This is a genomic window from uncultured Flavonifractor sp., from assembly GCF_944385615.1.
Taxonomy (GTDB): domain Bacteria; phylum Bacillota; class Clostridia; order Oscillospirales; family Oscillospiraceae; genus Flavonifractor.
Genome location: NZ_CALWXV010000036.1, coordinates 1 through 26,989, shown reverse-complemented (window position 1 = coordinate 26,989; position 26,989 = coordinate 1). Strand labels below are relative to the sequence as shown.

Sequence of the window (26,989 nt, the reverse complement as noted above, 5' to 3'; positions counted from 1 at the left end):
TATTTTATCTCATCTAAATGAAAAAGCCCAGCTTTTGCTGGACTTTTTCGACAGGCTGGGACTTTTTCGACAGGCTGGGACGAACTTCTTTAGAAGTTCGTCCTTTTTTAAATTTTATGTGGAAATAGAAAATGCTGTCCAAATAGCAGGCATGTGGCGCCGCTCCGAAGATCTGTCGGGGCGGCGGGCCACAGTGAGATACCGAATTATTTCACGGGAGAAGAGAGAGCGCGCTGAGGCTCTGCTCCATATAGAGGGAGACATCGAAGGGGTCCAATGTACTGCCTTTGCGCAGATACAGGGGATGGTGAGGATGCCCTTTTTTAGAACGGGCCCCGGCGGAGTACCAGCAAGCGCCTAGCTCCCGGCTGATCTGGAGCATATCACTGAGACAGCGGACCAGATAGGGACGCTTCTCAATGATGGCTCCCCAAGCAGCCCAAACGGCAGGGGCACCTGAGCTGGTCTGCTCCAGCGCCCACCGGAAGGCCGCCATGTTTTCCTGGTGTAAGTAGGGATTGCAGGTCTGCTCCATATCATCGGGACGGGTGGCCCGCTGGGCATAGACGTTAAACATGATAAAGCTATCATATCCGTTGCCCAGCGCAATGCGCTCTACCGATTTCAGGGTGTTGTCCAGAGCGTTGGGGGCGGCAGTGGAGGGATTGATCCCCACACAGATCAGAGGGCGGCTACCCCGGGTACCCAGGATATAACGGTAATCACAGTAGCGATTTGGAACATAGAGCCAGCGGGATACGTCATAGTCAGCTTGGGGCAGCAAGGCCTCCTCCAACGCCTGGGAAAAGGGCGTTATAGGCTGCTGGTCAGTGCCGCAGGTGGGGATATGCATAGAAAAACCTCCTGAGGGAACGGCTTAAAGATGCCGTTTGATAAAATAGGCTCTCTAACAGGATACAGGCAGGAGGAAAGCAATGCAATACCAAAACGTGAAAAAAGGAATTTTTCTGACCCGGCCAAACCGATTTATTGCCCATGTGGAAGTGGATGGGGCCACTCAGGTGGTCCACGTCAAGAATACAGGCCGTTGCCGGGAGCTATTGGTGCCGGGGGCCTCCGTCTATCTGGAACAGAGCGCCAATCCGGCCCGCAAGACCAAATATGATCTGATCGCCGTAGAGAAGGGGGAACTGCTCATCAATATGGATGCCCAGGCCCCCAACCAGGTTTTTCGGGAGTGGGCAGATCAGGGGGGATTTTTGCCCGGACTGACCCAGCTCCGGCCAGAGACCACTTGGGGCAGCTCCCGGTTTGACTTTTACTGGGAGGTAGGCGACCGGCGAGGCTTTGTGGAGGTAAAGGGCGTTACTCTGGAAGAGAACGGCCATGCCCGGTTTCCTGACGCGCCCACGGAACGGGGGGTCAAGCATTTGGAGGAGCTGATCCGCTGCCAGGATGAGGGCTATGAAGCGGCGGTGTGCTTTGTGCTCCAGATGGAAGGGATGAAGGATTTTGCCCCCAATGACAGCACCCACCCCGCTTTTGGCCAAACACTTCGGAAAGCGGCCCAAGCGGGGGTGCAGATCTTAGCGCATACCTGTCGCGTGACGCCGGAAACGCTGACGATAGCTGAGCCTGTTCCTGTCTGCCTATAATATGCAATAACCATATAAATAACTTGCAAAAATATGGAGCATAAAAGAAAAAATTTCTCAATTTACACCAAATGTGCAAGAGTACCATTGACAGAAAACAAAAAATAGCATACACTGCATCCATCAAGCAGAGACGCTCGTTTCGCCGAGGAAGGCGAAGCGGGCGTTTTTGCGTTCAGGGAGGAATGTTGTATGTATTCGGCGGTCAACACGATTTGGGTGCTGTTAGGCGCCGCGCTGGTCTTCTTTATGCAGGCCGGTTTTGCCATGTGTGAGGCGGGCTTTACCCGTGCGAAAAACACAGGCAATATTCTAATGAAAAACCTGATGGACTTCTGTATCGGTACACCCATCTTCTGGCTGCTGGGCTTTGGCCTGATGTTCGGTGGCGCGGGAGCTATCATCGGCGGCTTTGATCCCTTTGTACAGGGCGACTATTCCGCCATCCTGCCGGAGGGCGTCCCCTTTTTCGCCTTCTTCATTTTCCAGACGGTGTTCTGCGCCACCGCTGCCACCATCGTGTCGGGGGCCATGGCAGAGCGCACCAAGTTTATCTCCTACTGCATTTATTCGCTGATGATCTCCGCAGTGGTATACCCGGTGTCCGGCCACTGGATCTGGGGCGGCGGATGGCTGTCTCAGCTGGGTTTCCACGATTTTGCCGGTTCCACCGCAGTCCATATGGTGGGCGGGGTGGCCTCGCTGATCGGCGCCAAGATCCTAGGGCCCCGCATCGGTAAGTACGACAAGGAGGGAAAGCCTCGGGCCATTCTGGGCCATAACCTGTCTATCGCGGCTTTGGGTGTATTTATCCTGTGGTTCTGCTGGTTCGGCTTTAACGGCTGCTCCACGGTCTCCATGACTGGCGACGACACTATTATTGCTGCGGGCCGCATCTTTGTTACCACTAACATGTCCGCTGCGGTGGCCTGTGTGACCACCATGCTCTTTACCTGGATCCGTTTCCGCAAGCCTGATGTTTCCATGACCTTCAACGCAGCTCTGGGCGGTCTGGTGGCCATTACTGCCGGCTGTGACGTGGTGTCGGTGGAGGGTGCCGCCATCATCGGCATCTGTGCCGGTATCGTACTGCCCCTGGCGGTGGAGTTCTTTGACAAGGTGCTCAAGATCGACGACCCTGTGGGCGCCATCTCGGTCCATGGCGTGTGCGGCGCCATGGGTACCCTGCTGACCGGTCTACTGGCTGTAGATGGCGGCCTATTCTACGGCGGCGGCGCCAGCTTTTTCCTGACCCAATGCTTGGGCGTCATTTGTGTCATTGCCTGGGTGGCGGTTACCATGCTCATCGTTTTCAGCGTCATCAAGCACACCATTGGTCTGCGGGCCTCTGCGGTGGAGGAGCTGGAGGGTCTGGATATACACGAGCACGGCTTGCCCACCGCCTATGCCGACTTCAGCCAGTCCACCAGTATGACTGCGGTGGCCAAGGCGGACGCCTATCCCGAGCCCTATCACGCCGGGCAGAATGAAGTGCTGGAGGTGGTCCAGACTGTGGCGCAGCCCGCTGCCCGCGCTGAGGGTCAGCCCAAGTTGACCAACGTGACCATCATCTGCAATCAGGCCAAGTTTGAAGACCTGAAGAGCGCCATGAACGGCATCGGCGTCACCGGTATGACGGTAACCCAGGTGCTGGGCTGCGGCATCCAGAAGGGTACGACCGAGTATTACCGGGGCGTGCCTATGACCATGAATCTGTTGCCCAAGGTACAGGTGGAGATCGTGGTATCCAAGGTGCCGGTGGCCCAGGTAGTGGATACTGCCAAGAAGGTCCTTTACACCGGCGGCATTGGAGACGGTAAGATCTTTGTCTACGATGTGGAGGATGTGGTCAAGGTGCGTACCGGCGAGCATGGTTACGATGCCCTTCAGGGTGAGGAGTAAGACGCAAAGGCCTTTTTAGATAGCCACAGCCCTCCGGACTTGTCAAAATCCGGGGGGCTGTGGTATATTAGTGGATACCAAATCAGGCGAAACGCCTGGAAAACCGGTCTTTGCGGGCAGCGTCCAGGAGGGATGGGTATGCAGTCGGCCTATCAAATTTATGCCGGGGAGATCACGGCCAAGGGAAAAGGATATCTGGTCATCAAGCGATGCCGGACCGGAGAGCTGGACGAGCTGCTGCTGCGGGGCCGACAGGAGCTGCTGAGCCAGGGGGCCACCGAGCTCTTTGTGACCTCCCGGGACCCGGGCGCCCCGCTGGAGGAGGGCTGGCAGGGGGACTGCCGGCTGGAATTTGTGCGGGATATGATGGAGCTGCAAAGGGACCTGACCCAGCTGCCCGGCCGTCCGATGCGATTGACCCTGGAGCCTCTCACCCGGGGGCGGGGCGGGGCCTGGCTGGCGTTGCACAACGAGTGCTTTTTTGAAATGCCCAATTCCGCCACTTATGGACCGGCCGACTTGGACCGGGCGCTGGAGGAGGGACACCGCTGTGGATTTGCGGTGGTAGATGGCGTGACAGCGGGCGTCTATGAGCTGGACCTGACCCAGGAGCCACCGGAGATTGAAGGAATCGCCCTGCGAAAGGGCGTACGGGGCCGGGGCTTGGGCCGGGAATTGCTCTATGCAGTTATGGAGGTACTGGCCACAGCGGGACATACCCGCTGTAAGCTGTTGGTGGCCACGGACAACGAGCACGCGTTTTCCCTCTACCGCCGGACCGGCTTCAAGGCCGCCGGTATCCAGAGCAGGTGGTTTCGGATGCTGCCCAACTGAATACACAAAATACCAGGCGCCGCAATCTGCGGCGCCTGGTGTCTTTCTCAGCTGTTTAGAGAGATCAAGTGGTCCCAAGCCGTCTGCTCCAGTCCAGAGGAGAGGCGGAGAGAATAGGACTCATTTCCATCGTTCCACAGCGCCAGTACAAAGCTATCTTCGGCATCGCCCTTCAGCGTGACGGTATACCCGTCCAGGTGATAGGTGTACTGAACGGCATAGGCGGTGTAATCGCCGGAGTTATCAGAGGTACCAATTGATTTGCGGAGCAGAGCCCACTGGCCCTCGCCCTCACAGCGGATCTGGGCCAGCTCTTTCCCATAAGCGGTATAGGTGCTGGTTTCCACCAGGAAGGGCAGACCCTCCAGGTCAGATACCGGGAAGCCGACCAGGGCGGAAAGCGCTTCCGCGGAGGAGGCATCCTGAAGGGTGGGAACTGCGGTAAGGGAACCTATGGGCGTTTCCAAAGGCTGGGGAGAGACAACGTGGGGCAGGGTGGAAAGGCCTGCCAGTACAAGGACCAGACAGGCGGCGGTGGCCAGAGCCCGCCGAAGAATGGGCGTCGGACGGCGGGCAGAAGCGGAAGGCGTTTGCGCCAGCTGCTTTAACATGCGAGACCGCATGGCGTCGGTCACCTGAATTCTGGACATGATTTCCTCATAGCTCCGGCCCAAAGTCATACGCCTCCTTTAAAATCTGTTTCAGCTGGAGCCGGCCCCGCCGCAGATCTGAGCGAACCGTGGATTCCTTTCGCCCCAGAATGGATGCAATCTGGGCGGTGGAACAGCCCTCCTGATAAAAAAGGTGAATGGCCGCCCGGGCAGGTACCGGCAGGGCTTTGACCGCCTCCCACACAAAGGAAAGGTCCTCCCGCTGCTCCGCCACCAGCTGTTCGCTCAGCTCATCGGTATCCCGCAGACGGTTATACTTCAAGCGGTTTTTGCTCAGGTTGGCCGCCACCCGCAGCAGCCAGGCCTTTTCGTGTTGGGGACTCTCCAGCACCGGAGCGGTCCGCAGGACTTGGAGCAGCGTGTCCTGAAGCACCTCTTCCGCATCGCTTTGATTGTGGAGATAGGAGTAGGCCAGACGCAGGATGCTGTTGCCATAGGTATCCAGCATCCGGGCGGCCTGGGCGTTGACCGTCTGCTGCCGGGGCTGCTCCTCCAAAGCGGCGGAAACCAGATGCCGGAGGGCGGAAAGAAGTCTGGTTCCATGCCGTTTTAGAAACGGCTGTTTCAGGCCGCGGACAGCGGTCATGGCGATCCCCTCCTTGTGTGTTCCGGCAATTATGCCACTTCGGCGGCCAGAGCCAGCATGGCGTCACGGCTCAGGCCGGTCTCGCTTTGGATGGCATAAGTATAGTCGTCCGCCGTCCAGAGGGCAACCATGACCAGCTGGCACTCCCCCTTCAGCGTGATGGATTTTCCAGAGACAGAGACGGTTTCTGACTGAGAATAGGGATGATAGTCCCCGCTGATATCTTCGCTGCCCACCGCCTTGCGAATGGTCAGACCATCGGCCCGGTTGGCCTGGATCATGGTGTGGGGCACAACCGAGAGGCTGGAGATGTGACAGTCCGCGGGAAGGGTCAAAGAAAATCCGGCCTGCTCATCTGCCTCTGCCAGGGTAGTGCAGCTTACAAATGGGTTTGGGATTTGGGAGGAGGGGGTGGTTTGGATGGAAATGGTACCGCTGTCACCGGTGATGGCGTCCTCGCTGCCCAACAAAGCGTCAAAGAGGGCCAGAGGAACATAAGTGGTACCGTTGGAGACGCAGGGAGGGCAGCCCAGGGAGAAGGGGGCGCTCATCCCCACCATGCCGTCCAGACTGGTGGTAATCACATAGCGATCCACACCTGGAGTCACGTCGGTGTGGACCCGGTCCGAGTCTACCCGGATAGAGGAGCCGTTCCAGGTCACGGTAAAGCCCAGGTTTTCAGCCAGTGCCCGGAGGGGGACCATCATGCACCCCTCCAGACCGGTCTCCGTGCCGTTGACTTGCAGGGTGTAGCCGGAGGCGGGGGCGGAAGACGCGGTGGGCGGATTTGCGGTGGTGGAAGCAGCCAGTGCCGGCAGCGACAGGGAACCGGCCAGCGTCAGGGACAGCAGAATGGGAGCGAGTTTTTTCATAACAATCTTCCTTTCCAGCAGATGGCGGGAGAGAGGATCTCTCACCCTGTGACACTTTAGATACAGCTGGCAGAGAGAAAATGTTGCAGCGCAAGAAAAAACAATGCTGAAAATCAGCAAGGAAGTGTCACAGGCGGATCAGAATGTTCTCGCCGGCGCTGGTGCGGATATCCACCAACGGCACACCCCGGCACACCCTGCGCAGCTGCCGGCATTGGCGGAGCAGCTGGGAGCGTTCCTCCGGAGAGAGGGGGAGAACACGGTGGGCAGCCCGCAGGGCGATAGAGAGGGTAAGCCGGTTGAGGACCAGCCAGGTAGGCAGGATCAGCCGCAGACGAAAGCCTTCGGTTTTGATGTTCAGCCGCATTTACTCCACCACAACCTCCACGGTGTCTCCCTCGCTGCTCTCCACCTCTACCAGCTTGCCGCAGGCGCCGCCTTCGATCAGGGCCAGAATGGCGTTGAGGTCCAGCTGCCGCAACAGCTCGCTGCCCTGAAACTGGGGAAGTGCCACATCCAGCTGGGCTGCGATACGCACCAGTGCCAGGGGCAGATTGATCTTGACTGTATCCCCCTGGGTGGTGTGTACCCGCACCCGTAAAAACATCTGATCGGCGTTTTTTCTGGCCTCGGGGGGCACAAATTGCACGTCGGTGCGGGCGCCTTTTACCAGCTCGTCCAGAGAAATATGAAAATAGTCCGACAGTGCCGACAGCACCGGCAGGTCCGGGATGCTCAGATCCTGTTCCCATTTACTGACGGCCTGGGGGGAGACGCCCATCTGCTCCGCCAGCTCTTCCTGGGTGATGCCGTTCCGCTTGCGGAGCATGTTGATCCGCGTACCAAGGGTTGTATTCATAAATGACCTCTTTCTGCGCAAAGCGACTGATTTGACAACCGTTATTATATGAGTTTGGCGGAAAAAAGAAAAGGGACCGCCGGTTGCACGGCTCAACTGGCGGTAGAATCAAACGACAACCGACAGTTGTATGCCACCGTGCAGGGCGGTCCAGAAGGCAAAAGACCCGCTGATTGGGTATGTTGACTATGTTCAAACAAGGCCCAATGGCGTCATTTTTTCTGGAAATTGCGTTATGTGGAGCACAGACCAGTCTGTCAGGAATACTGGCGGCGGGCGCTGGGGGCCGTCGTTGAACCGGCAGTATATTTACCGGAAACTGGGGGTACACAGCAAGGCCGGGGTTTTGAAGGCGTCAAGGGACCTGAGACTGCTCAAAGGATAGGGATCAGGGCACCTGCTCCCAGCGGCAGCCCCGGGCCTGTCCGGTGATGGTGCCCATACAGTCCAGATGGTCGCCCGCCTCCACCTGTAGATCGGGGAAGGCCAGACTGGGGGCCAGCAGCCGGGTGACGCCCCGGCGGCGGCACAGGCGGCGGAGCAGCACTTCATGATTAAACAGGTAAACCCCGTATTCCTGGGCGGTAGGGCGGCGCTGGGCGCACAGGAGCACCGAGCCGGAAGGGTAGACCGGTTCCATGCTGCGGTCGTTGAGGAGCACGGCAAAGTCAGCCTCCCGGGCAGCGGCGTCCACCTCCGGGATGAGAATAGCCTGAAGAGGCGGGGCGCTGGATGGTCCGGTGCTGTAGCAGAAGGTACGTTTGACCGACACGGTACCGATGGATTTTACACAGGCGGCACTCATCAAGGCCAGCATGACCCCGGCAGCCCGACGGCGGCTGGGCTCCATCCGCCGCAGCTCCAGCAGCAGCCGCAGCTCCTCCGGAGAGAGCAGGACCACCCCGTCCTGACTGTTGGCGGTGACGCAGCACTCCGGCGGGATCTCATCGTCCAGCAGGTAGCGGATGGGGACCCGCAAAACCCGGGTGATGCGGTCCATGGGACCCACTGCCGGATTTTTGGTTTGTCCGGACAGGATTTTGTTCAGCGTGCCCAACGGCACACCGGACATACGGGAAATATCCTCCGACGTCAAATGGCGCAGCTTTTTGATATATGCCAGTTTTTCCACCATTAGAGACATAGGCACACCTCCAGTAAGACCGCCGACCGGATGCGGACAAAACCTCCCGGTCTGTGGACAAAATGACCTGCCGGCATTGACAATTTACAGGCAATACATTATATAGAGTATGCGGAGAGGGAAAAATACAAGATGTTGAAAGGGGTATGTGGAAAAAAGGGAAATTTTCGTGATAAAAAGCATAGCACTTAAACAGGGAGAAAAAGGACGAAATTTGTCGTGAAAGAGCGAAATCCAAACCGAAATCTGAGAAAATGAGGAGAGAGGAAACCATGAACAAGCACCACGCGGCATACCATGTATTTCTGGACCGGGCTTCCCGCCCTCAAATGTATGGCATTCGGGGACACAACGGAATCTGCGTCGGACGCATCTCCACCGATTTTCAGGAGGTCAACCGTCTGGCGGAGTGCTGCAACAGCGCAAGGGTCTCCCCGGTCCATCTTGCCGACGTTGTGGAGGATTTTCGCCGCTCCTGAGGCGCCGAAAATGCGGACAGACCCTTGACCGCCGCTTTGGAATCAGGTAAACTGAAACCGAAAAAAGGCGATTGTGTAAGGCAGAGAAAAAAGCCACCCGCCAGGGTGGCTTTTTTCCTGTGTGAATGAAGGAGAGGACCTTGCATGGAGCAAAAAACCTTTGCGCTGTTCCGCTTCTGGAAGCGGGAGCCGGTGCTGTGTATCGCGGCGGTGTGCGCCGCCGCCTCTGTGGCGCTCAATCCACCCTCGGCGGACTATCTGAATTATATTGACTGGCGGGTGCTGACCCTGCTGTTCTGCCTGATGGCGGTGGTGGTCGGGCTGCAGGAGTGCGGCGTGTTTGCGGTGCTGGCCCAGCGGCTGCTGGCAGGGGAGCGGCGGATGCGCTTTGTCACCCTGGCCCTGGTGCTGCTGCCCTTTTTTGTGTCCATGCTGGTGACCAATGATGTGGCACTCATTACCTTTGTACCCTTTGCGGTGCTGGTGCTTGGGCTCATCGGCCGGACCGAGCGGCTGATCTACATTGTGGTGCTCCAGACCATCGCTGCCAATCTGGGCAGCATGGCCACCCCGGTGGGCAACCCCCAGAACCTGTATATCTATGCTAACTATGAACTGACCGCCGGGCAATTTTTCGCCACCATGGTGCCCCTGACCCTCATCAGTCTGGCGGGGCTGGTAGCGGCCTCCCTGTGTGTCAAGCCGGAGGGTATTCGGGTCACCTTTTCCGAACAGGCGGCGATCCGCAGCCCCGGCCGGCTGGGGCTGATGGTTGGATTGTTTGTACTCTGCCTGCTGTCGGTGTTCCGGGTGCTGCCCTATCCTGCGCTGTTGGTGGTGGTGGCTGCCGGAATGCTGCTCTTTGACCGGCCCCTGTTCCGCAAGGTGGACTACGGCCTGCTGGCCACCTTCTTCTGTTTCTTTCTGTTTGCGGGCAACGTAGGGGCCTGCGACCCTGTCCGGGAGGTGTTGACCCAGGTCATGGCCCAAAATACTGCCCTGGCCTCCGGCGTGGCCAGTCAGGTCATCAGCAATGTACCGGCGGCGGTGCTCCTCTCCGGCTTTACCTCCGATTGGCACGGCCTGCTGCTGGGCACCAATATCGGCGGTCTGGGTACACCCATCGCCTCGCTGGCCAGTCTCATCTCTCTGAAAGCCTATCTGAAGTCCCCCGGCGCCCGGCTGGGCCGGTACCTGCTGGTATTTACCCTGGCCAATGTGGTAGCCCTGGCCATTTTGGTGGGCAGTGTGATATTGATGGGGCTGCTTCCTGTTTGAACGGTCGAATTTGGTGGAAAACTGCCTGGATTACAGCTTGTAATTAGAAGCCGGGCATAGTATAATAACATACTGCTTCTTTTTTAAACAAGCCCGGCGGCCGGTCACACCGGTCGCCGGTTCTGGAGCGGCCCGCTGTTGAAGGGCTGCGGCAGATATTCAAACAGAGAGGGTTCGGCATGACATGAATCGTACGTTGGAACATATCCTTCCCCGGGTACAAAAGCCTGCCCGCTATACCGGCGGGGAATACAACGCGGTGGTGAAGGACCGGCGGGAGGTGGATGTGCGCTATGCGCTCTGCTTTCCGGACACCTATGAGATCGGCATGTCCAACCTGGGTATGCGCATTCTTTATGGGGTCATGAACCAGATGGAGGGCGTCTGGTGTGAGCGGGTGTTTGCGCCCTGGGGCGATATGGAGGAGGAAATGCGCCGGGAGGGTATCCCGCTTTACGGCCTGGAGAGCGGCGACTCTATCGCGGACTTTGATCTGATCGGCTTCTCCCTGGGCTATGAGATGGCATATACCAATGTGCTCAATATGCTGGACCTGGCGGGGCTGCCCCTGCGCGCCGAGGAGCGCACCAGCCTGTCCCCCATCGTGGTGGCGGGGGGCACCTGTGCTTATAACCCTGAACCTCTGGCCCCCTTTGTGGATCTCTTTGTGCTGGGAGAGGGGGAGGACGTCAGCGTGGAGATCATCCAGCTCTACCGGAAGGCCCGGGAGGAGTGCTGGAACAAGGAGGAATTCCTGATCGCCGCCGCTCAGATCCCCGGACTGTATGTGCCCGCCCTCTACGAGGTGTGCTACAATCCCGACGGCACCCTGGCCCAGGTGACCCCCAGAGAGGGAGCCCCTGAGGTGGTGACCAAGCGGATCGTTCAGGACTTTGACAAGAGCTATTTTCCGGTCAAGACCATCGTGCCTTCCACCGAGATCGTTCATGACCGGGTGATGCTGGAGCTGTTCCGGGGCTGTATCCGGGGCTGCCGGTTCTGTCAGGCGGGCTATGCCTACCGGCCGGTGCGGTCCAGAGACCCGGAGATCCTGCTGAAGCAGGGCATTGAGGCCTGCAAGGACTCCGGTTATCAGGAGATGACCCTCTCCTCTCTGTCCACCAGCGACTACCGGCCCCTGGAGCACCTGTGTGACGGACTGCTGGACTGGTGCGAGCCCAACCGGGTGTCTCTGTCCCTGCCCTCCCTGCGGGCAGACAATTTCTCCCTGGGGCTGATGGAGCGGGTGCAGCATGTGCGCAAGTCCGGCCTTACCTTTGCCCCCGAGGCGGGCACCCAGCGGCTGCGGGACGCCATCAACAAAAATGTCACTGAGGAGGACCTGCTCCGCTCCTGCCGCACCGCCTTTTCCGGCGGCTGGTCCAGCGTGAAGCTCTATTTTATGCTGGGCCTGCCCACCGAGACCGACGAGGACGTGCTGGGCATTGCCGACTTGGCGGAAAAGGTGTACAAGACCTGGAAGGAGGTCACCCCCAACCCCAAGCGGGGAGTGACCATCACCGTATCCACCGCCTGGTTTGTGCCCAAGCCCCACACCGCCTTCCAGTGGGAGCCCCAGATCACCATGGAGGAGTATCAGCGGCGGGTGAAGCTGCTGCGGGACCACATGCGGGGGCGTTCCATCCGCTACAACTGGCACGATTCCCAGACCAGTTTCCTGGAGGCGGTCTTTGCCCGGGGCGACCGGAAGGTGGCCGATGTGATCGAGGCGGCCTGGCGGCAGGGAGCCAAGTTTGACGCCTGGAGCGAATATTTTGACTTTGACCGCTGGCTGGCAGCCTTTGCCGCCTGCGGCGTGGACCCGGCCTTTTACGCCAACCGCACCCGGGACAAGGACGAGCTGCTGCCCTGGGACGTGACCTCTGTGGGGGTCAGCAAACAATTCCTGTGGCGGGAGCGGGAGCGGGCCTATGAGGCGGTCATTACCCCCGACTGCCGGGTCCAGTGTACCGGCTGCGGGGCCAATAAGCTCTATCCCGGAGGAAAATGTGATGCATAGACTGGCCTTTTCCAAGGCGGATACCGCCAAATTTATTTCCCACCTGGATCTGATGCGCACCTTCCAGCGGGCCTTCCTGCGAGCGGGTATCCACATCAAGCACACCGAGGGCTTCAATCCCCATGCCTTTGTCTCCATTCCGCTGCCCCTTTCGGTGGGCTATTCCAGCGGCTGCGAGGTATTGGAGTGCCAGGTGCTGGATACTCCGCTGGAGGAGGTGCCCCGGCGTATGAACGCCGCCCTGCCTGCCGGTATCACCGTCCACCGCTGCTATGAGGGCGTCCGGCCGGTCAAGGAGTTATCTTACGTCAATTATATCGTCACCCTGGAGTATGAGGCGGGGGCGCCCTTTGGGGCGGAGTCTGCCATCCGGGGTCTGCTGAGCCGGGACAGCCTGGTGGTGGAGAAGCGGAGCAAGAAGGCCAAAACCGGTAAGGTGGAGGTGGATCTGATCCCCCTCATTGCCCGGGCCACTGTGGAGGAGCGGCGGGACACCATCGCCTTGGACCTGATCCTCAAGGCCCAGAATCCCGGCCTCAATCCTGAGCTGATTATGACAGCCATCCGCGCCCATTGCCCGGAAGTTGCCCCTGACTATGCGGTATTCCACCGCCGGGCGGTGCTGGACCAGCAGCTCCAGCCTTGGATGTAAAAAGGTTCCCTAATCAGAGAAAATCAGGCAAAGAAACAGAGTGTACCGCCACGGATGCGGTACACCCTGTTTTTTGTTCTGGGCAGTTGGCCGGAGATGGATTTGCCAAACTGGCGACAGAGCGGCCAAGCGAAGTCGGATCCCTATGCAATTAGATGAAAAAGTGAAAAAATATAAGAGGACACTTGAAAAATAAAACATTGTGTGATATCATTTCCCATGTTGTGGACCTTGGAAAATATTATGGCATCTAATGCTTTATTTCCAGGTTTATTTCTTAAATAAGGAGAAGCGCTCTGGTTCCGTATTATTTGGCGGGCGTACAGCTCAGGTGCAGCCTGGAACAGCGCATGTGCCTATTGGGCTGATTTTGTTTTAAAATTGACATATTTTCCCTGGAAAATTCGATGTATGTTGGATTTTTGAAGCATATTTACATATCTGTGCCAATATAGTTTGACGTTGGGCAGAGCGCCCCGCGGCATACCATATGGAGACGTGTGGGTGTACTTGCAAGCGGTGATTTCCACGGTAAAGCGGGGTAAAAATCCTAAAAACCTGCATGTTTTTTGGAGGAAAAGAGATATGGAAATATATCCATATCTTTTTTTGCTTAGCCTGTGGCTGATTTCAATCTGGAAAAAGGATCGACAATATGTTTAGAAAGCTGAAGCTCAAGCAATATCTGTTAGCCGTTTTTTCCATTATCATCGTTCTCTCCACCATTCTGACCTTGGCCAGCGTCACAGGAATTCTGATGCTGCGGGGCACCATGCAGAACTTCCTTCACGATACCCTGAGTGCGGAATCGGCGGTAAAGAACTGCCGGATCTCCGCCAACGTGGCGGCCCGGGATCTGCGGGAGATGGTGCTGGTAGAGGATCAGGCATCCTATAATGCGCTGAAGGAAAACATCTCTACCAATCTGGACAACATTACCCAGCAGATAGAGGCGTTCAAAGAGGCTCATGGAGAAGAGGACGGCCTGGCCAAGACCTATGAGGATGCCTTTAACAACTGGTTTTCTATCGCGAACCGGGCCATTGCCGAGCTGGACCAGGGTGACAAAGAGGCCGCCCGTGAGATCATCATCAACGAGTGCTCCCCTGCTTTGTCCAACCTGGTGTCCATCGTAACACAGATCGACGAGGTTATTACAGAGGAGAAAGATCAGAATTCCATCGCGCTGCAGCAGGAGGTCATCATTGTGATCGTCCTGGCTGTGGGATTGTTTGTGGTCATTCTGGCCATCAGCCTGGGCTTTGCCTTCCGGGCTACCGCCAACATCACCGGAGCTACCAACAAGATCACCGATGCTGTGACGGCATTGTCTATGGGAAATCTGCATACTGAGATTGACTATCAGGCCAACAACGAGTTTGGTCTGCTGACAAAGCAGATGAACTTCTCCTTCCGGGAGCTGAAAAAGTATGTAGACGCCATCGATTACGCCATGGAGGAATTCTCCAACAAAAACTTTAATATCAGCTGCCCCGTTGAATTTTTGGGTGATTTTGCCCACATTCAGAAGTCTATCACCAGCTTCCGCAATCAGATGTGCGAAGTGCTGAGCGGAATGGACAATGCGGCTACTCAGATCAGCGCCGGCGCCGATCAGGTGGCTGACGGAGCGCAGAGCCTGGCCCAGGGAGCCGCTGAGCAGGCCAGCGCTGTGGATGAGCTGGCCTCTACCATTGGAGAGGTCAATCAGCAGATCCAGAAGACCAAGGAAAACGCGGAGCAGGCCCGCGTCCAGACCAACAGTGCCAGCGAGCAGATGATGCAGTGCAATGAAAAGATGAAGGAAATGATCTCTGCCATGCAGGAGATCAGCGACAAGTCCACCAAGATCAGCGCCATCATGAAGACCGTGGAGGACATCGCCTTCCAGACCAACATTCTGGCACTGAATGCCGCCGTGGAGGCCGCCCGGGCCGGTAACGCCGGCAAGGGCTTTGCCGTGGTGGCCGATGAGGTCCGTACATTGGCGGGCAAGTCTGCCCAGGCCTCCAAGAGCACGGCGACTTTGATTGAGGAGACCACGATAGCCATCGAAAATGGTACCCAGATTGCGGAGCGGACCGCAAAAGCCCTGGTGGATGTGGTAGAGGGCTCCCAGCTGGTGACCAACGTGGTGGGCCAGATTGCGGACATGGCGGTACAGCAGGCCGAGATCATGGACCAGATCACCAACGGTGTGGACCAGATCTCTAGTGTGGTTCAGACCAATTCCGCCACCTCTGAGCAGAGCGCTGCCGCCAGTGAGCAGCTGTCCAGCCAGGCTCTGGTCATGAAGCGGTCGGTGGATTCCTTCACTCTGCTGGATACAACCAACCCCAATAATTGGGAATAACTGAACATACATAGGAAAAAGGATGCGCCTCAGAGCTTTGCTTGCCTGAGACGCATCCTTTTTGTTTTACTGTAAAAATGACAGCTCTTTTGAGCGTGGAGCCGTTATGGGGACGGAAGGAAAACAGAGGCAAGAAACATCCCGTCGTTCCACTGAAATTCCACCACGCCGTGGTACTGCTGGGCCAGGTAACGGATGGATTGGGTACCATGGAAAGTCCCAGTATTGGGAAAATGGAATGATATGGCAGGGGAGGGAAGAGCACAGTATATAGAGAAAATAGGTCATGACAGCTCCCCTCTTGTTTTGGAAATGCTCCGGGCGGCAAAAGCCCGCTCCAGCTCCGCCCGTCTGCGGCGGCTGACCGGCAGGGTGGAGCCGTCGCTCAGGGTCGCCACCTGGCTGTCCAGAGATACCACCGCGTCCAGATTGACCACAATTCCGCGATGACACTCAAAGAAACGGCCGTCTTGGGGCAGCAACGGTATAAGCTCCTTCAGGCTCATGCGGACCATATAACTGCCGCTTTTCAGGCAAAGCTTCATCACATGGTTCAAAACTTCCGCATAGAGCAATGCGCTGGCAGGTACAGGAATACCAGCCAGGCTGCCGGGCAGCTCCAAAACAATATCTTCCTGTATCTTTTGCTCCAGCCGGGCCATCAAAGCATCAAAATGCTGTTTTAGGGTTCCGCTTTTCTTGACCAGAAATCCTGCCGCTTCCACTTCATAGCCCTCTACCGCGTAGCTTGCCTCGGTGGTGATCAGAACCAGCAGTGTGTTGGGATCTATAGCCCGAAGCCGTCGGGCGGTTTCCATGCCGTCTATCCCATCCATCAGAATGTCCAGAAAAACCATCCCGTAGCGCCCGGGCGTCAGCGTGTCCAGAAAGGCCTGGTCGCTGGCAAAGCAGCGGACTTGCCAAGCGTGGTGCTTGCTGGCTGCGTACTCCCTCAGCAAGGCGCTGATTTGCTCCCGGTCGTATGTCTGATCGTCTACAACGGCAATTTCAATGATATGCGCCACAAAAAGCACCTCGATTTCCGTCATACTGTATAAATAAGCCGTTTGCGGTCAGTGAGGACCATTTGCGGCGGATTTATTGAAATGGGAGTGACAGTATGATAACTTAAAAAAAGTTCGGACGGTCACCAAAGGAGACGATCCGGCCAGACACTCCACAGAAAAGGCTGTGCCGGAGGCCTTCCATGCCGCCGCCACATGCCATTTTTTTATTATACCACGCAGCGGCCAGCCCTTCAAAGTAATGCAGAGAAAAAGATGTGGGAAATAATGGATGATATTCCTGGCTGGCAGAACCGATCAACCCATGAGAAACAGGAAACGAGGGGGATAAAATGAAGCAAGAGCGCATCAATTACACACAAGTGGTATGGACAATCACCAGATTGCTCCAGGATGCTGAGTCTCTGGAGGATGCCCTGCGTACCAGTTTGGGAGAAGTGGTCCGGGCCGTGGGGGCCGAAGCGGGTACGATTTGGTTTTACAATTCCAATGGAGATAAACGGATCTATCCCTCTTTCTGGATTGGCGGGGCAGACCTGACCGGCCTGAGCCTGGCCGCCGGGGAGGGCATTGCCGGTATGGTGGTCCAGAAGGGCAAGACTACCGTGGTCAAAGACTGCCAGAAGGATGAACGGTGGGCCGGGCGCTTTGACGAGACCACCGGCTTTGTTACCCGCAGCATGGTGTGCGTCCCGTTAATCAACAAGTATGAGGTCATCGGCTGCATCCAGATCATCAACAAAAAGGACGGCTCTCTCTATAACGATGACGACGTGGAGCTGTGCGAAAATCTGGCCATGCTCACCGCCATCGCCATTGATGACAAGGGACTCAATCTGGGTTTTGTGAAGGAGAAAAAGACCATCCTCTCCCTGCAAAACGTGACCAAGACCTATGGTTCCGGGGAGACCGCGATCAAGATCCTCAAGGGGGTCAATCTGGAGGTCCAGGAAGGGGAATTTCTGGTGATCCTGGGTGAGTCGGGCTGCGGCAAGTCCACCATGCTCAACATCATCGGCGGTATGGATCAACTCACCACCGGGACCTTCCTCTTCGACGGGAAGGACTACTCCAAGGCCGATGACAAGACCCTGACCATGTACCGCCGCAATGCGGTGGGCTTTATCTTCCAGGCCTACAACCTGATGCCCACTCTTACCGCCAAGGAAAACCTGGACTTTATCGGCGAGCTGTGCAACGACCCCATGGATGCAGAGCAGGCTCTGGAGCGGGTAGGCCTGCTGGGCCGGAAGGACAACTATCCCGCCCAGATGTCCGGCGGCCAGCAGCAGCGGGTATCTATCGCCCGGGCTTTGATGAAGAAGCCCCGGATCATCCTGGCCGACGAGCCCACGGCTGCGCTGGACTATGAGACCAGCATTGAGGTACTTACCGTTTTGGAGGAGGTCATCAAGAGGGGGACCACTCTGCTGATGGTGACTCACAACGAGGAGATCGCCAAAATGGCCAATCGGGTGATCCGTATGAAGGGCGGCGTGGTATCCGAGATCATCGTCAACCGTCATCCTGCCAGCGCGAAGGAGTTGGTGTGGTAATGAGAAAAGCTGAGGGAAAGCATTTACTGCGCAGCATCCGCAAGGGCGGTATCTCCTATCTGGCCGTGGCGGTCATCGCTGCGGTGAGCATCGCCATCTTTCACGGCTTCCAGTCCTCCGGCAACGCCATTTTGCAACAGAGCGACCGCTATTTTAAGGAAAATAACCTGGAGACGCTGGAAATTGCCTGTGCCAACGGCATTACCCAGGCTGACCTGGATGCTATCGCCGGTTGGGAGGGCGTGACGGCGGTAGAGGGAGGCTACACCGACTCGGTACTGCTGAACACTGGCCAGGAGCGTATCCTGGTTCAGGCCCGCTCGCTGCTGGACACCATCAATCAGCCTGTGGTGATAGAGGGCAGTCTGCCCACCGCCGCCGGTGAGGTGGCCATTGAAGAAAACATGGCCCGGAAAGAGGGCATCGGGGTGGGGGACACCATTACCCTGGAGCAGGATGGCTGTCTGACAGGGGATACCTTCCAGGTTACCGCCATCATCAATATGCCGGTATTCTGTGCAGTCAGCCTGTTGGATGCCCGTGGCACCGGCACGGTGGGCCTGGGCTCCAACGAATACTATGTCTGTCTGCCAGAGGATGCCTTTGACAGAGACTATTACAGCGACTGCTACACCACCGCCTACATCGACAGCGATGTGCTGGACGGGATGTACTACTTCTCCAACGCCTATAAAGAAGGGGAGGCGGCCTATCTGGATCGCCTGGAGCCTCTGGCCCAGGAGCGGGCTCAGCTGCGCTATGAGGAATTGAGCGCCAGTGTCCAGGGCGAGGCGGAGGCGTTTCAGATGGAGGACTGGGTCCTCTCCGGCCGGGAAAATGTGGGCGATGTGCGGAGCGTCGCCATCATTGTGGATACCATCTATGGTCTGAGCTATGTCATGGCCCTGCTCTTCCTGCTGGTGGCCGTGGTGATCTGCTTTGCCGCCATTACCAGAGTCATCCGGGAACAGCGGGTCCTCATCGGCGCCCAGAAGGCCCTGGGCTTTACCCCGGGGGAAATTTTCAAACACTACACCCTGTACAATCTTTCCTGTGCCGTGCTGGGGATTCTGCTGGGCTGGTTTCTGGCCATCACCGTTGTAGAGAATCTGGCCCTGAATATCTTTGCGCCCAAGCTGTGCATTGGAACCATACCCCTGGCCTTTACCTGGTCCACTGCCCTCATTTCCGGGGTGGTGTGCCTGGCGGTGTTCCTGATCGCCACCTTTGCCACCTGTGCCAAGCTGGTGAAGGAGCCCGCCATTGACCTGCTCCGGGGGAACGCGCCTACCCGGGGTAAGCGGCTGTTCTTTGAGAAGTGGGGGGGATACCAGAAGCTCAACCTGCACTCCCGCACCATGATTAAAAATGTGCTCAGCAACAAGGGTCGCATGGCCGCCACCGTGGTAGGTGTTATGGGCTGTACTGCCCTATTGGTGGTCTGCTTTTCCATAAAGCTGGGCATCCAGAACGCCGCCCAGACCCATTTTGACCACTATGCCTCCTATGATTACCGGCTGGTGGTGGACAGCCAGACCGGCTCGGTACAGGACTTTGCCGACCTGCTGGACCGGGAAGGGATTTCCTATACGCTAATTCAGGATAAGCTGAAAAACGTCCGTGGGGAGGGCGGCGCCTGGGAGACTGCCCATGTGGTGACCTCCGACGACCCGAAGGGTTTAGAGGGCTTTTTCAAATTATCCGATATTTCCAGTGACCGGGAGTTTTTGATCCCGCAGGGCAGTGTGCTGGTGTCCCGCCGGGCGGCGGAGACCATGGGGCTGTCGGTAGGAAGTACCATGGAGCTGATGGACGACAAGGGCCGGGTCCGAAAGGCGATGGTATATGGCATCATTGAACATTACCTGCCCTATAATCTGGTGGTGACCGGCAGCAGGTACTATGAGCAGGTCATGGGGGAGAGCCCGGACCCCTGCGTCTTCTTGCTCCAGGGGGATGTGACCGGCCTTGCCCAGCAGGTCCAAGGGATGGACGGCTATCTCTCCCTGCGGGACAACAGCGAGTATACCCGCTCGGGGAGAGAGCTGGATCTGGTGATCGCCATCTGCACCATTCTGTCGGCCGTCATGTTGGTGCTGGTACTCCTCAACCAGATCACCATGTACATCAGCCGCAAGGCCAGAGAGCTGGCGGTTATGCGGGTCAACGGCTATACCCTGAGCCAGACCAAGGCTTACGTCTGCAAGGACAATGTGATGCTTATCATCCTGGGTCTGGTGGCGGGCTGCTTCTTGGGCGTGGCCATGGCCTATATTGATATGCGGATCATTGAGGCGGGGGCGGAGCACTATGTACGCACACCTAATCTGATTGCCTGCCTGCTGGCCTGCGCCATTATGGCGGTGTTTGCCGTGGTGGTAAATATTGTCGCCCTACGAAAGATCGATCATCTGAGTCTGACCAACGTCAGCTCCAACTGACAGCGGTAGAGAGGAGGAGCAAAAATGGACCATGCCATACAGGTCAAACTGCTGGGGGTGCGGGGCACCGTTCCCGTCCATGGCCCGGAGTTTGCCCAATTTGGCGGGGCCACCAGCTGTGTGTTGGTCCACGCCGGCGGAGAGACCATGATTCTGGACGCCGGAACTGGCCTGTCCGGCCGGGCCTGGCAGGACTTTTTTCCCAACAGGCGGTTTTCTGTACTTATCACCCACGCCCATGTGGATCACTTGATGGGGTTTCCTATCTTTCCGCCTCTGTTTGACGGTGGCTGTCAATGTGATGTGTACCTGAAGACAAGGGAGGGCTGCTCCGGCCGGGAGCAGGTGGAGGCCCTGATGGCGCCCCCCCTCTGGCCCATCAGGACCAACGCCCTTAAGGCGGAGACCCGCTTTCATGACGTGAAGGATGCCTTTTCTATCGGCCCGGTAGCGGTGGAGACCATGGACTCCCTCCACCCCGGCGGCTCCACGATTTATAAGCTGTTCTATGGAGGAGCTTCGGTGGTATACGCCACCGATTATGAGCCGCAGAGCGACGACCCCGAAGACTTCTGTAGCTTTGCTCAGGGCTGCTCCCTGCTGCTGCTGGACGCCCAGTATACGTCGGAGGAATATTCCTACACCAAAGGCTTCGGTCACTCCACCATTGGACGCAGCGTTGCCATTGGAGCGGCCTGCGGCGCGCAGCAGACTCTGCTGGTCCACCACGACCCAAAGCGGACCGACGAGCAGCTGTTGGAATTGGAGCGCTCCATACAGGCGCAGAACCCCCGTATCCGCTTTGGACGGGGAGGAGAGGAGGTTTTCTTATGAGCATAAGAAAGAAGGACGGATGGACCAATATGACCCGGCGGCTGTTGTCGGTGGGACTGGTCCTGGTAATCTTGTCTACCCTGTGCACCGGCGCCCTGGCGGCCACCGCTACCGCCAGCGATATGCGGCTGGTGAGCACCACCGGAACTGTGACCGTCAAGAACGCCAACGACAAGGCCCTGTCGGTCCGCTCCAACATGAAGCTGTACAACGGCTATACTGTTACCACCGGCGGGAAAAGCTATGCCTATATCAGCCTGGACAGCACCAAGGCGGTCAAGCTGGATGCCTCCACCCAGGTGGAGGTGCGTAAGCAGGGGAACAAGCTGGAGCTGTTGGTGTGCTCCGGTCAGCTTTTCTTCCATGTGACCGCCCCCCTCTCCTCCAATCAGACCATGAATATCCGTACATCCACCATGGTCACCGGTATCCGGGGCACGTCCGGTATTGTCAGCGTGGTGGATGAGAACCGCTCTACCGTGGTCATCACAGACGGCGAGGTAGAGGTGACAGCGGCCAACTCCATTGGCGGAGGAAACCAGACCGTGAAGGTGCGGGCGGGTCAGATCGCCCATGTGACTGAAGCCGAGACCGGAGGCCGGTGGCGGGCAGAGGTATCAGATATGACCGAAGCGAACGTGCCCGGATTTGCGGCGGTGGAGCTGGCCCGGGACCCCCAGCTCCAGCAGCGGGTGGAAGAGGACTCCAATCTGCCTCTGGCGGATATCATTGGGGGCGCGGAGGAGCGGCTGGAGGCCGATGAAGCTCAGGCGGAACAGGAGCGGCAGCAGGTGGAGCAGGAGCTTGCCCAACAGGAGGCAGACCATACCGTAGTGCCGGTGTTCCAGACCCCGGTGCCAACACCCGCCCCTACCGCCACACCCAGACCTACCCCGGAGTACCGGCCTGATCCGGAGCCCACTCCGGTGCCTACGTTTACCCCAATACCGACCCCCACACCGACTCCTACCCCCACACCGACTCTGACTCCAACGCCTACACCTACGCCTACCCCAACTCCCACCCCGACCCCAACTCCAACGCCGGTAGGAATCATAACCAACGGTATGACAGCAGATGAGATCAACGCTTTGTTTGCTACTTACGATATCGTAGAGGTCCCGACTGGCGTTTCGGTCGCCGTCGCGCCGGAGGCAACGGCGACGGTGAATGTTGACAGTGGTAAGACGCTGAATATTCGGGAGGGTGGAACATTGGCCCTTGGAAACAGCGCCAGGATCATCAATGGCGGTACCTTGGATGTACAGACTGGAGGAAGCCTGACAGTCGGACTCAGCGGAAGCGTGGTCAATAGCGGCACCGTGACGGTATCTGGAAACGTGCTGCTTGAAGTAAGTCGTGACGGTATGAACGGCGGAGCGATGAGCAATGAGTTTGGTGGGACGCTTTGTATCAATAGCGGCGGCATAGTATCCAACGATGGTCAGATTTTCAATGGCGGTCAAATGAGCAATAGCGGGATCATACAGAACAACGGTACCCTGCAAAATGGCAATGTGATCCGAGCGGACACTGCTGCCAGCCTGACCAACGACAGCGGTGGAACTATTGAGGGCAGTGGAAGTGTCAGCAACTATGGTATGCTCAATAATCTTGGGACCGTCAACGGTGGGCAAAATCTTTATAATACTAGCGGAATCGTGACCAATTCGGGAATGATTACAGGCTGCGGGATTCAAAATGGAGTGGAAATAGACACTAGTACATTCCACAATACAGGACAGATCCAGATAGGCAGCAAAGGATTACGAAATGGTTTATTGGGAGAGCTGACCAATAGCGGGACCATTACCGTTGACAGCGGCGGCGATCTCACCAACGATGGTGTCATCACCAACGACACTGGCGGCCAGATCGCCAATGGTGGTACCATCACGAACCATGCAGATGCCCAAATCACCAACGCTGGAACGATTACCAACGACGGCGCCATCACAAATAACACCGGCGGAAAAATCACGAATGACCATACCATCATCAACGAGGGAACCATTACCAACGACGGCGACTATAGTGGTACAGGCGCCGTTACTGGAAACGGCACAGTAGCAGGTACCAACAGTGGCCAGGTCACCGTCAACTCCGCTCCAAGCACACCAGCAACGGATGAGCCGGAGAACCCAGAGGTGGGCGAAGGATAGACCTGAACGTCTGGAAAAGGAGCATCCATGAAACAGAAAACCCTGAAAAAAGCTTTAGTCTGCCTGGTCTGTGGGGGAGCCTTCACCCTGGCGGCGCTGCTGGGCGCCTTTTATCACCCGGATCAGATGCTCTCTGACGCCCTGTACCAGTCTCCCAAGGCCCTGGACGGCAATATCTTTGTGGTGGGGATCGACGACCGGGCCATGGAGGACATCGGCCCCTACCAGACCTGGGGGCGGGATGTGATGGCCATGGCCATCGAGGCCCTCAATGCCGACCCGGACTGCCGGCCGGCGGTGATTGGAATAGACGTCCTGTACACCGGGGAGACCGACCCCGACTTGGACGCCTGGCTGGCCGAAGCCGCCGGGGCCTGCGGCAATGTGGTGGTGGCCTCTGTGGCCAACTTCGGCACCGAGCTGGTCACCGAGGACACAGGCAACTTTTACCTGAAGGACTATTCGGTGCTCTCCTATGAGGAGCCCTACGAGGCCCTGGAGGCGGTCACCACCCAGGGCCATATCAACGCCATGTACGATCAGGACGGGGTACTCCGCCACAGCATTTTGCAGATCGACCTGCCCGACGGACGGAGCGTTCCCTCTTTTGCCTATGCCATTTACCAGAAATACGCTGCGGCCAACGGCCTGCCGGAGACTTTGGATGTGCCCACCGACCAGCTGTACCGGTTCTATGTGGACTATTCCGCCCTGCCCGGTGGATTCTACGAAGAGATCTCGGTTAGTGACCTGCTGGCGGGAGAGTTTCCTGCCGAGCTCTTTGATAACGCCATCGTGCTCATTGGCCCCTATGCCGCCGGTCTGTCCGACTATGTGACCACCGCTATCGACCGGGCCTCCCTGATGTACGGGGTGGAATATCAGGCCAATGTGATCCAGCAAATGCTGCATCAGTCTTTCAAGACGGAAGTGGCCGACGGCCTCCAGGCCGCTCTGCTCTTTGTGGTGGCGACGGCCTGCCTGTGGTTCTTCCTGGGCCGAAAGCTGGTGTGGTCTGTTCTGGTGTGGGCTGTGGCGGCAGGAGGGAGCGTGCTGGCCTGCAACGGCCTGTACAGTGCAGGTTATGTGTTCCACCCCCTGTGGCTGCCCCTCACCGTCACCGTGTTCTTCGTGGGGGCGGTGGCTTTCAACTATGTCCAGGCCGCTTTGGAGAAGCGGAAAATCTCCAACACCTTCAAACGGTATGTGGCCCCCGAGATCGTAGGGGAGCTGCTGCGGGAGGGCACCGACTCTCTGGGCCTGGGAGGCAAGCTGTGCGATATCGCGGTGCTTTTTGTGGACATCCGGGGCTTTACCAGCATGAGCGAGGTATTAACCCCCCAGGAGGTGGTGTCCATCCTCAACCGCTATCTGAGCCTGACCACCGACTGCATCATGAAAAACCACGGGACCCTGGACAAATTTGTAGGGGACTGTACCATGGCCATCTGGAACGCCCCCATCCCTCAGGATGACTATGTGATGAACGCCTGTAAAGCGGCCCTGGACATGGTGGAGGGCTCCAAAGCCCTTTCTCAGGAGCTGTTGGAGAAATTTGGCCGTACCGTGTCCTTTGGTATCGGCGTCCACTGCGGCAGTGCCGTTGTGGGCAACATTGGCGCCGAGATGCGCATGGACTTTACCGCTATTGGGGACACGGTGAACACCAGCTCCCGGCTGGAGTCCAACGCCCCGGCGGGGAAGATCTACATCAGTCCAGAGGTGGTCAGGCGGCTGGGTAGCCGCATCCGCACCACCTCTCTGGGAGGTATCTCCCTCAAAGGTAAGGCACAGAAGATGGAGGTCTTTCTGTTGGAGGGCATCGAGGACGGCGCAGCGCAGAAAGAGGTATTGCCATGAAAAAGAATGTTCTTTCCCTGCTTTTGGTTGGGGCATTGCTGACCACCCCTGCTTTAGCGGCCCAAGTGGAGGAGGAGATCCCCTCTATCGCGCCCTCCGGCATGGTATCGGTGGGCGGTACCCTGTATGTGACGGACAGTTATCACCGCTCCATCTGGACGGTGGAGAATGGCACAGCGGAGTTGCTGGCCGGTCAGACAGAGCCTGTTGACCAGTGGGGCCAGCCGTTGGGCGGCTATCGGGACGGGAGCTTTGACCAGGCCCTTTTTTCAGAGCCTTGGGCCATTGTGCCCTATCTGGACGGCTTTCTGGTTTCCGATGCGGGCAGCCACACGCTGCGTTACCTGAATCTGGAACAGCAGCAGGTATACACTGCCGCAGGCACCGGGGAGGCGGGTTATGAAAACGGCCTGGGGATCGAGGCCGCCTTTGATTCGCCCACCGGTCTGGCCGTGGGAGCGGATGGCACGGTGTACATTGCGGATACCGGAAACCACGTCATCCGGGCCATGGACACCGAGGGCAATGTGACTACCTATGCCGGCAGCAGCGAGGGCTCTGCCTTGGGCAATTCCCGGAAAACCATCCGGTTCTCCAGCCCTACCGGCCTGTGCTATGCCGACGGGGTACTCTATGTGGCGGACAGTGGCAACCACCGGATCGTAGCGCTTCAGGAGGACGAGGTGGACCTGGTGGCCGGAGCCGCCCTTTCTGGGGAATGGGACGATCAGGGCGCCTATTGGAATGATGAGGCGGAGCAGGCCTGTTTCTCCAACCCCCAGGGTTTATCGATGGGGGCGGACGGCACCCTGTATATTGCTGATACCGGCAACGGCGCGGTGCGGGCGCTGAAGGACGGTTTTGTGACAACCTTGCTGGTGGGGAAAAACGACGGCACCTATCCGGTTTCCCCACGGAGCCTGCTTGTAAAAGGGGATACCCTGTATGTGGGGGATGTGTTTGTGCGGGTGTTGCTGACCTGTGACGCGCAGGTGGATACGCCCACGTTTACGGATGTGCCGGAGGATGCCTGGTATGCTGCGGCAGTGCGCGTCGCCGTCTCCAACAGCCTGTTTCAGGGCGGAGAGGACGGAAACTTTTCTCCTGATGCAGCTATGACCAGGGGAATGGTTATGACAGTGCTGGCCCGTTATGACGGCGTGGATAGCGCCCAGGGAGATTCTTGGTATGAGGCTGGGCTCCAATGGGCGATGGAATACGGTATCTCCGATGGCTCCGGCCTGGAGGAGCCCATCACCCGGGAGCAGCTGGCGGTGATGCTCTACCGCTATGCGGGCGGACAGTCCGCCGGTGAGACTTTGACGGACTTTGTGGATGGAGAGACTGTCAGCGATTGGGCCGCTGAGGCCATGACCTGGGCGGTGGAGCATGATATACTCCAGGGTGTTGGGGGCGATTTCCTGAATCCACAGGGAATCGCCACCCGGGCCCAGGTGGCCGCCATCCTGGAACGCTTTGGGGAGCAGGCTGCCAGCGGCGCGCTGGCGGCGGAGTAACAAACAGTCCTGTTGATATGGAATAAATGAAAAACGACCGCCCAAAGGGCGGCCGTTTTTCATGCTATCATGGAGTCATGCAGGTGCGAAAGGTTCATACCTTATACGTTCACGTCGATGGAATCCCCGAGGAATGAGTGCGCTCTAAATTTTATAAAAAAGTCGGAGCAAGCGATACAAAGCTTGCTCCGACGTGTCTTTTGTTGCCGAAAAAGATACAGCCCGGAAAGCCTTGCGGCTCAATGGATTCGGGGTTTTGCGCAACTTGTATTTTTGTTTTTCTGCGCTTTTTTCAAGCCATTTCCGAACCCCCATATTGACATACTGA

At 57.7% G+C, this 26,989-nt stretch carries 24 protein-coding genes; 14 read left to right on the top strand and 10 right to left on the bottom strand.

Annotated elements, in window-relative coordinates; genetic code table 11:
- Nucleotides 1–211 precede the first annotated feature (211 nt).
- Complete coding sequence (locus tag Q0J75_RS09735; protein WP_297200328.1) at nt 212–853, bottom strand: DUF1643 domain-containing protein; 642 nt, start codon at nt 851–853, stop codon at nt 212–214.
- Nucleotides 854–935: 82 nt separating this feature from the next.
- On the opposite strand from Q0J75_RS09735, the gene sfsA reads away from it, so the two are divergent.
- The 3 genes from sfsA to Q0J75_RS09720 all read left to right on the top strand — a co-directional run bounded on the left by sfsA (nt 936) and on the right by Q0J75_RS09720 (nt 4,352).
- Nucleotides 936–1,616: a DNA/RNA nuclease SfsA gene (gene sfsA / locus Q0J75_RS09730; protein WP_297200325.1), complete on the top strand. Its 681-nt coding sequence runs from the start codon at nt 936–938 to the stop codon at nt 1,614–1,616.
- 192 nt (nt 1,617–1,808) lie between these two features.
- Nucleotides 1,809–3,518: an ammonium transporter gene (locus Q0J75_RS09725; protein ID WP_297200322.1), complete on the top strand. Its 1,710-nt coding sequence runs from the start codon at nt 1,809–1,811 to the stop codon at nt 3,516–3,518.
- A gap of 138 nt (nt 3,519–3,656) precedes the next feature.
- Nucleotides 3,657–4,352: a GNAT family N-acetyltransferase gene (locus Q0J75_RS09720; protein ID WP_297200318.1), complete on the top strand. Its 696-nt coding sequence runs from the start codon at nt 3,657–3,659 to the stop codon at nt 4,350–4,352.
- 47 nt (nt 4,353–4,399) lie between these two features.
- Here the strand turns inward: Q0J75_RS09720 and Q0J75_RS09715 are convergent, their stop codons facing one another.
- The 6 genes from Q0J75_RS09715 to Q0J75_RS09690 form a co-directional block, all read right to left on the bottom strand.
- Nucleotides 4,400–5,002, bottom strand: a complete 603-nt coding sequence (locus tag Q0J75_RS09715; RefSeq protein ID WP_297200311.1) for a hypothetical protein — start codon at nt 5,000–5,002, stop codon at nt 4,400–4,402.
- A 7-nt stretch (nt 5,003–5,009) separates the two neighbouring features.
- A complete protein-coding gene (locus Q0J75_RS09710; protein ID WP_297200308.1) occupies nt 5,010–5,609 on the bottom strand; it encodes an RNA polymerase sigma factor in 600 nt (199 codons plus the stop codon).
- 29 nt (nt 5,610–5,638) lie between these two features.
- On the bottom strand, nt 5,639–6,481 hold the full coding sequence (locus tag Q0J75_RS09705; protein WP_297200305.1) for a stalk domain-containing protein: 843 nt from the start codon (nt 6,479–6,481) through the stop codon (nt 5,639–5,641).
- Nucleotides 6,482–6,608: 127 nt separating this feature from the next.
- Nucleotides 6,609–6,848, bottom strand: a complete 240-nt coding sequence (locus Q0J75_RS09700; RefSeq protein ID WP_297200302.1) for a hypothetical protein — start codon at nt 6,846–6,848, stop codon at nt 6,609–6,611.
- Nucleotides 6,849–7,340: a helix-turn-helix domain-containing protein gene (locus tag Q0J75_RS09695; RefSeq protein ID WP_297200299.1), complete on the bottom strand. Its 492-nt coding sequence runs from the start codon at nt 7,338–7,340 to the stop codon at nt 6,849–6,851.
- Nucleotides 7,341–7,728: 388 nt separating this feature from the next.
- The gene (locus Q0J75_RS09690) at nt 7,729–8,484 is read right to left on the bottom strand and encodes an XRE family transcriptional regulator (protein WP_297200296.1); all 756 of its coding nucleotides are present in this window, start codon (nt 8,482–8,484) and stop codon (nt 7,729–7,731) included.
- A gap of 254 nt (nt 8,485–8,738) precedes the next feature.
- Between Q0J75_RS09690 and Q0J75_RS09685 the strand changes: the two genes are divergently transcribed.
- The 5 genes from Q0J75_RS09685 to Q0J75_RS09665 all read left to right on the top strand — a co-directional run bounded on the left by Q0J75_RS09685 (nt 8,739) and on the right by Q0J75_RS09665 (nt 15,266).
- The gene (locus tag Q0J75_RS09685; RefSeq protein ID WP_297200293.1) at nt 8,739–8,963 is read left to right on the top strand and encodes a DUF6514 family protein; all 225 of its coding nucleotides are present in this window, start codon (nt 8,739–8,741) and stop codon (nt 8,961–8,963) included.
- A 144-nt stretch (nt 8,964–9,107) separates the two neighbouring features.
- Nucleotides 9,108–10,241, top strand: a complete 1,134-nt coding sequence (locus Q0J75_RS09680) for an SLC13 family permease (protein ID WP_297200290.1) — start codon at nt 9,108–9,110, stop codon at nt 10,239–10,241.
- 184 nt (nt 10,242–10,425) lie between these two features.
- Nucleotides 10,426–12,261, top strand: a complete 1,836-nt coding sequence (locus Q0J75_RS09675; RefSeq protein ID WP_297200287.1) for a TIGR03960 family B12-binding radical SAM protein — start codon at nt 10,426–10,428, stop codon at nt 12,259–12,261.
- On the top strand, nt 12,254–12,913 hold the full coding sequence (locus Q0J75_RS09670; RefSeq protein ID WP_297200334.1) for a TIGR03936 family radical SAM-associated protein: 660 nt from the start codon (nt 12,254–12,256) through the stop codon (nt 12,911–12,913). Before Q0J75_RS09675 ends, Q0J75_RS09670 begins: the two co-directional genes overlap by 8 nt.
- 655 nt (nt 12,914–13,568) lie before the next feature.
- Nucleotides 13,569–15,266 carry a methyl-accepting chemotaxis protein gene (locus tag Q0J75_RS09665; RefSeq protein WP_297200284.1) on the top strand — a complete coding sequence of 566 codons (1,698 nt, stop codon included), beginning with the start codon at nt 13,569–13,571 and terminating at the stop codon, nt 15,264–15,266.
- A gap of 104 nt (nt 15,267–15,370) precedes the next feature.
- On the opposite strand, the gene Q0J75_RS13220 is transcribed toward Q0J75_RS09665, so the two are convergent.
- Entirely contained in the window at nt 15,371–15,463 is a 93-nt protein-coding gene (locus Q0J75_RS13220) for a hypothetical protein (RefSeq protein ID WP_363315733.1), read from the bottom strand.
- Nucleotides 15,464–15,550: 87 nt separating this feature from the next.
- Nucleotides 15,551–16,291, bottom strand: a complete 741-nt coding sequence (locus Q0J75_RS09660; protein ID WP_297200281.1) for a LytR/AlgR family response regulator transcription factor — start codon at nt 16,289–16,291, stop codon at nt 15,551–15,553.
- Nucleotides 16,292–16,623: 332 nt separating this feature from the next.
- Between Q0J75_RS09660 and Q0J75_RS13215 the strand changes: the two genes are divergently transcribed.
- From Q0J75_RS13215 to Q0J75_RS09625, 6 genes are read left to right on the top strand one after another with little or no spacing between them, the layout of a single operon-like run.
- On the top strand, nt 16,624–17,847 hold the full coding sequence (locus Q0J75_RS13215) for an ATP-binding cassette domain-containing protein (protein WP_363315732.1): 1,224 nt from the start codon (nt 16,624–16,626) through the stop codon (nt 17,845–17,847).
- A complete protein-coding gene (locus Q0J75_RS09645; RefSeq protein ID WP_297200278.1) occupies nt 17,847–20,288 on the top strand; it encodes an ABC transporter permease in 2,442 nt (813 codons plus the stop codon). Before Q0J75_RS13215 ends, Q0J75_RS09645 begins: the two co-directional genes overlap by 1 nt.
- 24 nt (nt 20,289–20,312) lie before the next feature.
- Nucleotides 20,313–21,122, top strand: coding sequence for an MBL fold metallo-hydrolase (locus tag Q0J75_RS09640; RefSeq protein ID WP_297200275.1), 810 nt, complete (start codon nt 20,313–20,315; stop codon nt 21,120–21,122).
- On the top strand, nt 21,119–23,284 hold the full coding sequence (locus Q0J75_RS09635; RefSeq protein ID WP_297200272.1) for a FecR domain-containing protein: 2,166 nt from the start codon (nt 21,119–21,121) through the stop codon (nt 23,282–23,284). Before Q0J75_RS09640 ends, Q0J75_RS09635 begins: the two co-directional genes overlap by 4 nt.
- Nucleotides 23,285–23,311: 27 nt before the next feature.
- Nucleotides 23,312–25,144: an adenylate/guanylate cyclase domain-containing protein gene (locus tag Q0J75_RS09630; RefSeq protein WP_297200266.1), complete on the top strand. Its 1,833-nt coding sequence runs from the start codon at nt 23,312–23,314 to the stop codon at nt 25,142–25,144.
- On the top strand, nt 25,141–26,661 hold the full coding sequence (locus tag Q0J75_RS09625) for an S-layer homology domain-containing protein (protein ID WP_297200263.1): 1,521 nt from the start codon (nt 25,141–25,143) through the stop codon (nt 26,659–26,661). Before Q0J75_RS09630 ends, Q0J75_RS09625 begins: the two co-directional genes overlap by 4 nt.
- Before the next feature lie 144 nt (nt 26,662–26,805).
- Here the strand turns inward: Q0J75_RS09625 and Q0J75_RS09620 are convergent.
- Nucleotides 26,806–26,989: hypothetical protein (locus Q0J75_RS09620; protein WP_297200260.1), on the bottom strand; the 184-nt coding region annotated here is incomplete at its 5' end.

Excerpts from the sequence above, each read along its gene's own strand:
- Q0J75_RS09735 (WP_297200328.1), bottom strand. The coding sequence starts at position 853 with ATGCATATCCCCACCTGCGGCACTGACCAGCAGCCTATAACGCCCTTT.
- sfsA (WP_297200325.1), top strand. The coding sequence starts at position 936 with ATGCAATACCAAAACGTGAAAAAAGGAATTTTTCTGACCCGGCCAAAC.
- Q0J75_RS09725 (WP_297200322.1), top strand. The coding sequence starts at position 1,809 with ATGTATTCGGCGGTCAACACGATTTGGGTGCTGTTAGGCGCCGCGCTG.
- Q0J75_RS09720 (WP_297200318.1), top strand. The coding sequence starts at position 3,657 with ATGCAGTCGGCCTATCAAATTTATGCCGGGGAGATCACGGCCAAGGGA.
- Q0J75_RS09715 (WP_297200311.1), bottom strand. The coding sequence starts at position 5,002 with ATGTCCAGAATTCAGGTGACCGACGCCATGCGGTCTCGCATGTTAAAG.
- Q0J75_RS09710 (WP_297200308.1), bottom strand. The coding sequence starts at position 5,609 with ATGACCGCTGTCCGCGGCCTGAAACAGCCGTTTCTAAAACGGCATGGA.
- Q0J75_RS09705 (WP_297200305.1), bottom strand. The coding sequence starts at position 6,481 with ATGAAAAAACTCGCTCCCATTCTGCTGTCCCTGACGCTGGCCGGTTCC.
- Q0J75_RS09700 (WP_297200302.1), bottom strand. The coding sequence starts at position 6,848 with ATGCGGCTGAACATCAAAACCGAAGGCTTTCGTCTGCGGCTGATCCTG.
- Q0J75_RS09695 (WP_297200299.1), bottom strand. The coding sequence starts at position 7,340 with ATGAATACAACCCTTGGTACGCGGATCAACATGCTCCGCAAGCGGAAC.
- Q0J75_RS09690 (WP_297200296.1), bottom strand. The coding sequence starts at position 8,484 with ATGTCTCTAATGGTGGAAAAACTGGCATATATCAAAAAGCTGCGCCAT.
- Q0J75_RS09685 (WP_297200293.1), top strand. The coding sequence starts at position 8,739 with ATGAGGAGAGAGGAAACCATGAACAAGCACCACGCGGCATACCATGTA.
- Q0J75_RS09680 (WP_297200290.1), top strand. The coding sequence starts at position 9,108 with ATGGAGCAAAAAACCTTTGCGCTGTTCCGCTTCTGGAAGCGGGAGCCG.
- Q0J75_RS09675 (WP_297200287.1), top strand. The coding sequence starts at position 10,426 with ATGAATCGTACGTTGGAACATATCCTTCCCCGGGTACAAAAGCCTGCC.
- Q0J75_RS09670 (WP_297200334.1), top strand. The coding sequence starts at position 12,254 with ATGCATAGACTGGCCTTTTCCAAGGCGGATACCGCCAAATTTATTTCC.
- Q0J75_RS09665 (WP_297200284.1), top strand. The coding sequence starts at position 13,569 with ATGTTTAGAAAGCTGAAGCTCAAGCAATATCTGTTAGCCGTTTTTTCC.
- Q0J75_RS13215 (WP_363315732.1), top strand. The coding sequence starts at position 16,624 with ATGAAGCAAGAGCGCATCAATTACACACAAGTGGTATGGACAATCACC.
- Q0J75_RS09645 (WP_297200278.1), top strand. The coding sequence starts at position 17,847 with ATGAGAAAAGCTGAGGGAAAGCATTTACTGCGCAGCATCCGCAAGGGC.
- Q0J75_RS09640 (WP_297200275.1), top strand. The coding sequence starts at position 20,313 with ATGGACCATGCCATACAGGTCAAACTGCTGGGGGTGCGGGGCACCGTT.
- Q0J75_RS09635 (WP_297200272.1), top strand. The coding sequence starts at position 21,119 with ATGAGCATAAGAAAGAAGGACGGATGGACCAATATGACCCGGCGGCTG.
- Q0J75_RS09630 (WP_297200266.1), top strand. The coding sequence starts at position 23,312 with ATGAAACAGAAAACCCTGAAAAAAGCTTTAGTCTGCCTGGTCTGTGGG.
- Q0J75_RS09625 (WP_297200263.1), top strand. The coding sequence starts at position 25,141 with ATGAAAAAGAATGTTCTTTCCCTGCTTTTGGTTGGGGCATTGCTGACC.